This is a genomic window from Loigolactobacillus binensis, from assembly GCF_005405165.1.
Taxonomy (GTDB): Bacteria; Bacillota; Bacilli; order Lactobacillales; family Lactobacillaceae; genus Loigolactobacillus; species Loigolactobacillus binensis.
In genome coordinates this window covers 296-9,110 of record NZ_BJDN01000046.1, presented here as the reverse complement: position 1 = coordinate 9,110, position 8,815 = coordinate 296, and the positions used below count along the sequence as shown (strand labels likewise).

General features: G+C 44.2%; 8 protein-coding genes and 3 pseudogenes. 5 read left to right on the top strand and 6 right to left on the bottom strand.

What is annotated here, in order from left to right:
- The first annotated feature begins 171 nt into the window (after positions 1 to 171).
- Both FFM78_RS13150 and FFM78_RS13145 read left to right on the top strand, forming a co-directional pair.
- Positions 172 to 855 (top strand): IS6 family transposase, encoded by a 684-nt coding sequence (locus tag FFM78_RS13150; protein WP_137638847.1) that lies wholly within the window; start codon positions 172 to 174, stop codon positions 853 to 855.
- Between the two features lie 62 nt (positions 856 to 917).
- A pseudogene (locus FFM78_RS13145) lies at positions 918 to 1,508 on the top strand (beta/alpha barrel domain-containing protein); the annotation flags it as partial.
- 103 nt (positions 1,509 to 1,611) lie between these two features.
- Here FFM78_RS13145 and FFM78_RS13140 read toward each other — a convergent pair.
- The 3 genes from FFM78_RS13140 to FFM78_RS13130 are packed head-to-tail and all read right to left on the bottom strand — an operon-like array spanning position 1,612 to position 4,256.
- A complete protein-coding gene (locus FFM78_RS13140; protein ID WP_027822875.1) occupies positions 1,612 to 2,283 on the bottom strand; it encodes a TetR/AcrR family transcriptional regulator in 672 nt (223 codons plus the stop codon).
- A gap of 4 nt (positions 2,284 to 2,287) precedes the next feature.
- Complete coding sequence (locus tag FFM78_RS13135; protein ID WP_137638846.1) at positions 2,288 to 3,535, bottom strand: ABC transporter permease; 1,248 nt, start codon at positions 3,533 to 3,535, stop codon at positions 2,288 to 2,290.
- A complete protein-coding gene (locus FFM78_RS13130) occupies positions 3,513 to 4,256 on the bottom strand; it encodes an ABC transporter ATP-binding protein (protein ID WP_137638845.1) in 744 nt (247 codons plus the stop codon). Before FFM78_RS13130 ends, FFM78_RS13135 begins: the two co-directional genes overlap by 23 nt.
- 325 nt (positions 4,257 to 4,581) lie before the next feature.
- Between FFM78_RS13130 and FFM78_RS13125 the strand changes: the two are divergent.
- Positions 4,582 to 5,226 (top strand): annotated as a pseudogene (locus tag FFM78_RS13125) (IS5-like element ISLca2 family transposase); the annotation flags it as partial.
- A 153-nt stretch (positions 5,227 to 5,379) separates the two neighbouring features.
- Here the strand turns inward: FFM78_RS13125 and FFM78_RS13120 are convergent.
- Both FFM78_RS13120 and tnpA read right to left on the bottom strand, forming a co-directional pair.
- Complete coding sequence (locus tag FFM78_RS13120) at positions 5,380 to 6,555, bottom strand: RNA-guided endonuclease TnpB family protein (RefSeq protein WP_137638844.1); 1,176 nt, start codon at positions 6,553 to 6,555, stop codon at positions 5,380 to 5,382.
- A complete protein-coding gene (tnpA, locus tag FFM78_RS13115; RefSeq protein ID WP_014081459.1) occupies positions 6,555 to 6,953 on the bottom strand; it encodes an IS200/IS605 family transposase in 399 nt (132 codons plus the stop codon). Before tnpA ends, FFM78_RS13120 begins: the two co-directional genes overlap by 1 nt.
- A 125-nt stretch (positions 6,954 to 7,078) precedes the next feature.
- Here tnpA and FFM78_RS13110 point away from each other — a divergent pair.
- A pseudogene (locus tag FFM78_RS13110) lies at positions 7,079 to 7,849 on the top strand (IS5-like element ISLca2 family transposase); the annotation flags it as partial.
- A gap of 189 nt (positions 7,850 to 8,038) precedes the next feature.
- Here FFM78_RS13110 and FFM78_RS13105 read toward each other — a convergent pair.
- Positions 8,039 to 8,410 carry a DUF1304 domain-containing protein gene (locus FFM78_RS13105; protein ID WP_137638843.1) on the bottom strand — a complete coding sequence of 124 codons (372 nt, stop codon included), beginning with the start codon at positions 8,408 to 8,410 and terminating at the stop codon, positions 8,039 to 8,041.
- A 137-nt stretch (positions 8,411 to 8,547) separates the two neighbouring features.
- Here FFM78_RS13105 and FFM78_RS13100 point away from each other — a divergent pair.
- Positions 8,548 to 8,815: IS6 family transposase (locus tag FFM78_RS13100; protein ID WP_137638848.1), on the top strand; the 268-nt coding region annotated here is incomplete at its 3' end.

Genomic DNA, 8,815 nt, shown 5'->3' with positions numbered 1-8,815 from the left:
ACGCGTGATACGTAGTGTCCATTATGACTTAGCTCGCAAAAGCCACAGTTAGCGCAATGTTTCTGGTCGAACTTAACCGTGGCTATATATACTTTTGCGGGCTCTGGTGCAAAGTTTGCCTGGCAACTTCATTCTAGTATACTGAGTGACAAGAAACGAGGAATTGTGCGCATGAATTACTTTAAAGGACGCCACTTTCAACAGGATATCATTATAGTAGCCGTTGGCTACTATTTTAGGTTCAGTCTCAGCTACCGTGATATCGTTGAATTGCTACGTGATCGCGGGGTTAGTGTGCATCACACCACGGTCATGCGTTGGGTTCATCATTATGGTCCCATCTTTAAGGCTTTATGGCGCCAACATCAAACCTCCCATACCAAAAGTTGGAGGATAGACGAGACTTACATTAACGTCAAAGGTCATTGGACTTATCTGTATCGTGCAATTGATAGCAACGGTCTGACGCTCGACTTCGAACTGCGAAAGCATCGTGATTATGCGGCAGCCTATCACTTTTTGAAACGGCTTTTGACGACCAATGGTCGTCCTGATCGCTTAGTCACCGATCAATATCGAGCAACACTTAAGGCAGTGAAGCACCTGATGAAACAAGACTACTTGAGCAAATCAGCACACCAATGTTCCAAGTATCGAAACAATTTAATCGAACAAGATCATCGATTTATTAAACGACACCGGGTGCGGTCAGCAAGTTTCCAAAGCATCCGAACCGCTAGTGCAACACTCAGCGGCACTGAAGTCATCCATGCATTACGCAAGAAAACCCGACGAGAGCTAAGCCTCATCGGGTTTTCAGCCGTGGACGAATTAAAAGCGATGGTGCCAGCATAACCTACAACACCCTATCAACAACTAGGTAAAAGGCACACTCTCAGACTATTTGCACCAGAGCCGCCAAAATCACTATTTCTAACGCATTGGATGAACACATCATTACCTCGCTGTTGCACGAAGGCGCACCGATCGATAATTTTGGTATCGGTGAAAAGCTCATCACTAGCGCGTCCGCACCGGTTCTAAGTGGCGTCTACAAGCTTGCGGCAACTGAGAGCAGTGGTCAGAGCACCCCCAAGATCAAGGTCAGTGCCAGTCGCGAAAAACTAACGATTCCTGGTGATAAGCAAGTCTATCGTCTGTACGAACCAGGAACTCAGCGGGCCTTTGCTGATTTGATTGCACTAGCTACCGAGACGATCGTCGATGCGACCAGCCTAACCGTCGTCAACAGTGACCCACTCAGTGTCGACCGCCAACAGCGACTCACCCATTTTGAAGCCCGGCCTTTACTCGCGCCGGTAGATTTGTCCAACACCACGTCAATTCCGGTTACAACCATTCAGGCAACGACCCAGGCTAAACTTGCCGAGCTCCCACGAACAACTCAGCGGCTCGTCAACCCAGATCTTTACCCGGTCTACATGACGACCACACTCAGCCAGTTACAAACTAGTTTGTTGAATAAAATGACGATACTAGCAGATTAACAAACGAACACGCGTAGCAACGACCAAAGCCACTTCTGTACTTAGCGTTCAAATGACCGCTAAGTACAGAAGTGGCTTTAGTTTATATCAAGTAACAGTTAGCTCACTGACCAGTAATTTGATCATGTTCACCCGGGGTCAATATTTTGGTCATCACCGTAATCAAATACGCTTGTTCGCGCTCAATTTCAGTTCCCGGCAATTCCAGCATTAACTGCGCTAGGTAACCGAATAGCTGCGATAACAAACTTTGCAGTATCAAATCATTCGGCCAATCCACAATCAAATGATCTGCTTTTAGTTGATTTATGACACTTCCCATCTGCTTGACCATCTTAGGCGCAATCTGGCTAAGAATCTGTTCGCGTCGTTCGGTGTCAAAAGCTGCCATTTCAAAAATGACCTTTAACTCTTTCACGTTAGCTTTAGCAAATGCAACTCGGTCCGTAAAAATTGCTGTGACGAATGCCTGTAGACTGGGATAACGCTGCCGTAATTTATCCTCTGAAAAATCACTCGCTAAGATTGGCACAATGTGCGCGGTAATTGGTGCTAAGATGGCATCCCGTAAGGCAGCCTTAGTCTTATACCGCCGATAGACCGTCCCCTCCGCAACGCCGGCCCGTTGTGCAATATCACTAGTACTGGTCTGGTCAAAACCCTTTTCAGCAAACAAATCGAGACTTGCCTGGAGGATGGCCCGTTGCTTAGGTGTAATCGTTTCATTCTGACTTAGATCCTGTTGAAAATAATCCCGTATCCGTGGTCGTTCCATATCCTCACACCTTCCGATAACGTTTCATTCCAACAATATTCAACATTGTTAGTACGACCATAAACCCTACTAATATTAACAAATTGACACCAATATCGCCAAGCCCAGCACCCTTTGTCACAACAGCCGTCAACGCATTAGCACCATAGTATAACGGCATGATGTGGGCAATTGCTTGCAACCAACTGGCCATGCCATCGACTGGAACCAACCCAGCAAAAAAGATTTGTGGTACAACAATCAGTGGAATAAACTGAATCATTTGAAATTCTGAGGTAGCAAAGGTGGAAATAAAGATACCCAAGGTCAAAGCCACTAACGCTAATAATAAGTTAGTCAGAAAGACCAGCCAAATACTACCAACTAAGTGAATCTTGAAGACCGTAATTGTAAAAACAACGGTCAGGACAGTCTGAATGATGGCAAAGCCCCCATAACCAATTAGATAGCCCATAATAATTTCACTCCGTCGAATTGGGGTTGCAAGTAGCCGGCTTAGGGTTCCAGTAGTACGTTCATTCAAAAGTGAAACGCCAGAAATCAAGAACACAAAGAAGAAGACAAAGAAACCGAGAAAGGCTGGCAAAAAGCTTTCAAAGAACGTTGAATCACTACTACCATAAATATAATGAGACTTAGTCGTATAACTGGTTGCTTTAGCTGACTGAGTCGAACTAGACGTCGTGGCTGTGGCTTGCTTGAGGTGCTTTTGTAATTTCTCAGCAGTTGCCTGGTCACCGCGGGCCTGGGCTTGTGCAATGGCAGTCTTCAGCTTGGTCACCGTTGCTTGTGTCTGGGCTGCTGTCAGCTTCTTCAAAGCGGCTTGTTGCGATTCAAGGGCCGCGCGCTGTTTCTTAGTAACGGTCACCAGCCTCTTCATTTTCAACTTGACTAATCCTGACTGTAAACTCGCCTTAATTAAAGACGTGTTGGTTGGATTGCTATTTGAATAAGTAATCGTCAATTGACCATTTTTCTGAGTCAAATAGCCATCTAGATCATGCTGCTTAATCATTTTCCGTGCCTGTGAACTATCATAATGATGAATCGTCACGTTTTTGGTATCGATCACGTTAACCACGGATTGGTCTACATGATGAACACCCAAGCTTGCTACTTGCGTCGTGTTGTTTTGAAATAAGAAATACATCAGCGTCATAATCAGCAATGGTGCCAAAAACATCAGCGCCAAGGTACGCTTATCACGTAACATTTGCTTAAAAACTCGTCTAACGATTGCCATCGTTCGCATCTTGCATCCGCCCCGCTTTCAAAAAGACCTGTTCGATCGTATCTACTGCATACTGTTGTTTCAGTGCCGCGGGTGTCCCCTCAGCAAGCGCAATCCCGTGCCGAATCAACATGAGATAATCACACCGTTCTGCTTCGTCCATGACATGCGTTGTCACGAGCATCGACTTACCGGTATCCTTGAGCTTATTTAGTTCGGTCCAAATTTGTTGCCGTAATTCTGGATCAATCCCAACGGTCGGTTCATCTAAAATCAATAATTGGGGATCCTGAATCAGGGCAATTGCTAACGACAAGCGCCGTTTCATCCCACCCGAATAGCCACTGACCCGCTTGTCTAATTGGGACGTTAAATCAACTAATCCGGCTGCATAATCAATCATCTGTGCTAACTTTATTTTTGGAACGCTCAGCAATTGCCCAAACAAGGTTAGGTTTTCACGGGCCGTTAGTGTCTCATACAAAGCGTCACTTTGGGCCATATACCCTACTTGTGCCATTACCGCCCTATTGGGCATCACCGTATCCATGACTTTAACAGTGCCACTATCCACAACTTCCATCCCTAAAATACTCTTGATCAGGGTGGTCTTCCCAGCTCCTGATGGCCCAATCAAGCCATAAATCATTCCAGCCGGCAGTGTCAAATCAATCTGATTGAGCACTTGCTGATGACCAAAGTGCTTGCTGACCTGCTTGGCGATGACATAATCCGTTGCCATTTTAATAACCCTCTTTCTCAAAGCGAGTGTATACTCACTCACTTAATGGCTTTAGTATAATCAGTACATCTCGGTTTGTCAACATTAAAATGAGTTATCACTCACTTATTTTGTTTCCGGCCCATTTGTCACCGCATTGCAAACAAAAATGCGCCACTCCGTTGTTGGGATGTCGCATTTTAATTAAATAGTGACTGCTTAAAAATTCTATAATTCAGGCAGTTAAGCTAATATATGCATTATTGCGGTATAATAAATCCATTGGAATTAGCTGTTTTCCTGCATTTTCCTTGCATTTTTTGGGAACCTACTCGGAGGTTATCGTATGGTCTATCGTCACAGCCCGCTTCAATTGTCATTTGAATCCTTTGGTGCCGGTTTAAGTACCCCACTTAGCTCTAACAATGAGTGGGTCCAGTTGGCGGAGGTCATGCCCTGGAAAGCTCTCGATGAGGCATACCAATTGGAGTTCACCAAAAATGCGGGACGTGCGGCAAAACCATTTCGTTTACTCTATGGAGCAATCCTGATCCAACAACGGATGGGTTTAACTGATCGTGGGGTGGTTGCGGCAATTCGTGATACACCCGCACTTCAATATTTCATCGGGTTGTCCGAATACAAAGCGGTTGAGCCGTTCAATTATTCCAGCCTGGCACACTTTCGCAAACGAATTGCCGATATCTCCGAGCTGATTACGAATATCATGAATGATACAGTACGCGCCAAGATCGAAGCGTTGGTCCCATTCAAAGTGGACACCGTCATCACGGACGCAACCGCAGTGCCAGTCAAAATCAAGTATCCTCAAGACACCGTCCTCCTCAACCAAGCAAGGCTGAATCTTGAGGCGATGGCGATCGATATGGCACACCAACTTGGTGTGCCAAACCCACGCATGTACAAACGCGAGGCGAAGCATTGTTGGACCTCATTTTCACGACATCCAAAGCAACAGCGTGGTGGCTTTCTTGAACTACTCCCACTTAGCTAAGCCTACGGCTTGACGCTTGAAGTGGGAGATTCTGGGAACATCGCATACTTACTCTACCGGTTCTAAGTGAACTTTCGAGCAGAGGTTACGACTATTGACCAAGGCCCGTCCCAGGCCTAAATAGCTTAATTATTGGGTAGCTAACCCCTTTTTCAGAATTACTTGAGCTGCATTGATATCGCGATCTAGGCGGGTCCCGCAGTTGGGACAATCCCATTCACGAACGTCTAGCCATTCCGATTTATCTAAACCTAACCGATGGTTGTTTTTCCCACAGTTAATACAGATTTGACTAGTATATGCTGGATTAACCTGAATGAGTTTTTTACCGTACCAATCACATTTATACTGCAAGATACTAACTAGCTTAGACCAACTAGCGTTGGTAATCGCTCGAGCTAGTTTATGATTTTTCAACATACCCTTAATCTTAAGTTTCTCTAGCACAATGATGTCATATTGTTTAACTAACTTGGTTGTGAACTTTTGTAACTGATCCAACCGTTGGTTGGCGATTTTTTGACGATATTTAGCAACCATGACACGAGCTTTTTGGTAATTTTTGAAGTCGTCTAATTGCCGTGGAGCTAAGACCTTATTGTGATAATCCCAAGCAATGGCTTGTTTAGCTAATAAGTAGCGTCGACTGCGCAACTTTTCCCAATGGTGTAGCTTCTTACGATACTTATCTTCAAAATGGTGAATTGGCTCTTTGTAACCGTCGGATAGATTAAGTAATGATTTTAATCCTAAATCACCACCAACGCGCTTACCAGTCTTAGCTAATGTTTGGTTTTCGCATTCAGTTAAAACGGTAATGTAGTATTGATTAGCAACAGTTAGGCGAACAGTAACGTTCTTGATTTTGCCTTGTGGTAAACGTCCTGATCGAAAGTAAACTACCCCTAATTTAGGCAACTTAATATGGTGATTATCAATCACTTTAATGTTGTGGTTAACACATTTCGAGTCATAGCTCTGTGCATACTTTCGTGACTTAAAGTGTGGAAATTTATTTTGCCCTTTAAAAAAACGCTGAAAGGCGTCGGCTAGATTGCGATTAGCGCTTTGCAAGGATGTTGATTCTGCTTGCTTCAACCAGGGATATTCTTCTTTTAATCGTTTTAGAAGATTGTTCATGCCAAAGGCATTGACAAACTTGGCGTCTGGATTGTTCTTTCGCCGCTCAATTTGCATATTAAGCATCTGATTCCACACAAAACGAGCGCAACCGAAGGTTTGCATTAAACGGTCACGTTGCTCGGAATTAGGATATATACGCATTTTCACGGCTTTAAGAACCATTACTTTCTCCCTTGACTTTCAATGTACTTTTTTACTACTTCTAACGGTGCACCACCAGTACTAATTAAACAATAGCTTTGGGTCCAAAAAGCGGATTTCCACAACTGACGCTTAATTTCTGGAAATAGTTTCTTAACCATTCGAGAACTTGATGATTTATAAGCGTTCAGGAACTTAGCCATCTCCGTATGCGGTGTTGCGCGGAACAAGACATGAACATGGTCAATATCATGGTTCCACTCTTGAAGATTAATACCATAAGACTGACCAACTACTACAAAACGATGTTTCAGATACTCAGATATTTCATCGTTAATGACTTTACGCCGATATTTAACAACCATTACTAAATGATAATTGAGTAAATATACTGAGTGCTGATTTCTATCTAATTCTATTGTTATCACCACGATCCTTTAACATATACTAAATATACCATAGCGCAAAAGAAAAAGCACTATCGTGCTTTAAGGAGGCGATTCATCCCCCACTTGTCGAAGTGGGGGTATTCTCGCCAATTATGGATAAACAGGTCAAGGCCCAACTTCAATATGTGCGCCGTGATTTGCGGTACATCAACGAATTCATCGATCAGGGTGCGACTCTACCAGATGAACAAGCGATTCGCTTAGGCGTGATTCGAATTCTATTTGACCAGCAATGGTACATGTATACCCACAAGACTCACCACGTTGAAGACCGAATTGTTAGTCTCCAACAGCCGTACATTCGCCCAATTCAACGTGGTAAGGCCAATGCTAAAGTTGAATTTGGGGCGAAGATTGACTGTTCGTTAAGTGAAGGCGTAGTCGACATTGAACGTTTTGATTTCACCGCATTCTCTGAGGGCCAAGACTTCGCGGAAACTTTAGACCACTATTACGACCTTCATGGACATTATCCGGATGAAGTACTGGCCGATACGCTGTACCGTAATCGGGAGAACCTAAAGCTGTGTAAGGATTTGGGTATCCGAATCTGCGGTCCGAAGCTTGGCCGGCATCCAAAACACGTTGATGCAGCGAAACGGCGTGAGGATACTGATGCCGAGAATCGAAGAGGTACCATTGAACGCCGGTTTGCTTTTATGAAGGGCACGCTGGGGCTTGACTTGGTGAACACTGGGACAGCTGAATCACTGGCCGTCAAGATTGACGCGGCCATCGTCTTGAGCAATGTGCTGACCCTGTTAAGGGTATTTGCTATACCAATTTTAATTTTGGCTAAATTCGAGGGTGAGGCCTATCAAATTCGCTATAAATTTACTACAAGGGTCGAAGATATGGTGGCCTAGTTCAACAGCCACTACCTAGGCAGTTACGAGCAGCATTAATTGAAGAGTTTGAGATGTTACAAAATTTGCCGCCGGAAGAATTATTAGCCAGACGTCAAGCTCGCTTCCGCAAGTTTTAAAAGCCCCATATGGGCGCAAGCTTACTTTGGGTTAGTGTAATATCGTATCACAAATGGACTATTCCGTGATTTAATTCGCAAACAAGAGAAAGCCAAGCGCAAAAAGTGCGGGCCCTCCTTGCGTGAAAATAATCTTTTTGTTTGCTGTTACAGAACCGAACAGCGCAGCAATTACAACAAAACCTATAAATAGGACTTGGACGTGAAGCGAAGCCATACCAGTGAGACCATATCGGACGTATACGATACCGACGCCAACGAAGCCATTGTATAGGCCTTGGTTGGCCATTGACATGCGTGCTTCTTTAATTGCCAAGTATTTCTTCGACAAGTCGAAAGCGTTGCGTGCTATTTTAGTTTGCGTGCCAAACATTTCAAGCAACATAATGAGCAACGCCTCTACTGCGACAAATATAACAAAAATATCTTTCAAAATAATCATCATGATCCTCCTAGCATAGAAAAGGGCTATGAATTGCGCGTCTAAACCACCTTACAAATGTGAACGGCTCTGGTGCAAAGTTTGCCTGGCAACTTCATTCTAGTATACTGAGTGACAAGAAACGAGGGATTGTGCGCATGAATTACTTTAAAGGACGCCACTCTCAACAGGATATCATTATAGTAGCCGTTGGCTACTATTTTAGGTTCAGTCTCAGCTACCGTGATATCATTGAATTGCTACGTGATCGCGGGGTTAGTGTACATCACACCACGGTCATGTGTTGGGTTCATCATTATGGTCCCATCTTTAAGGCTTTATGGCGCCAACATCAAACCTCCCATACTAAAAGTTGGAGGATAGACGAGACTTACATTAACGTCAAAGGTCATTGGACTTATCTGG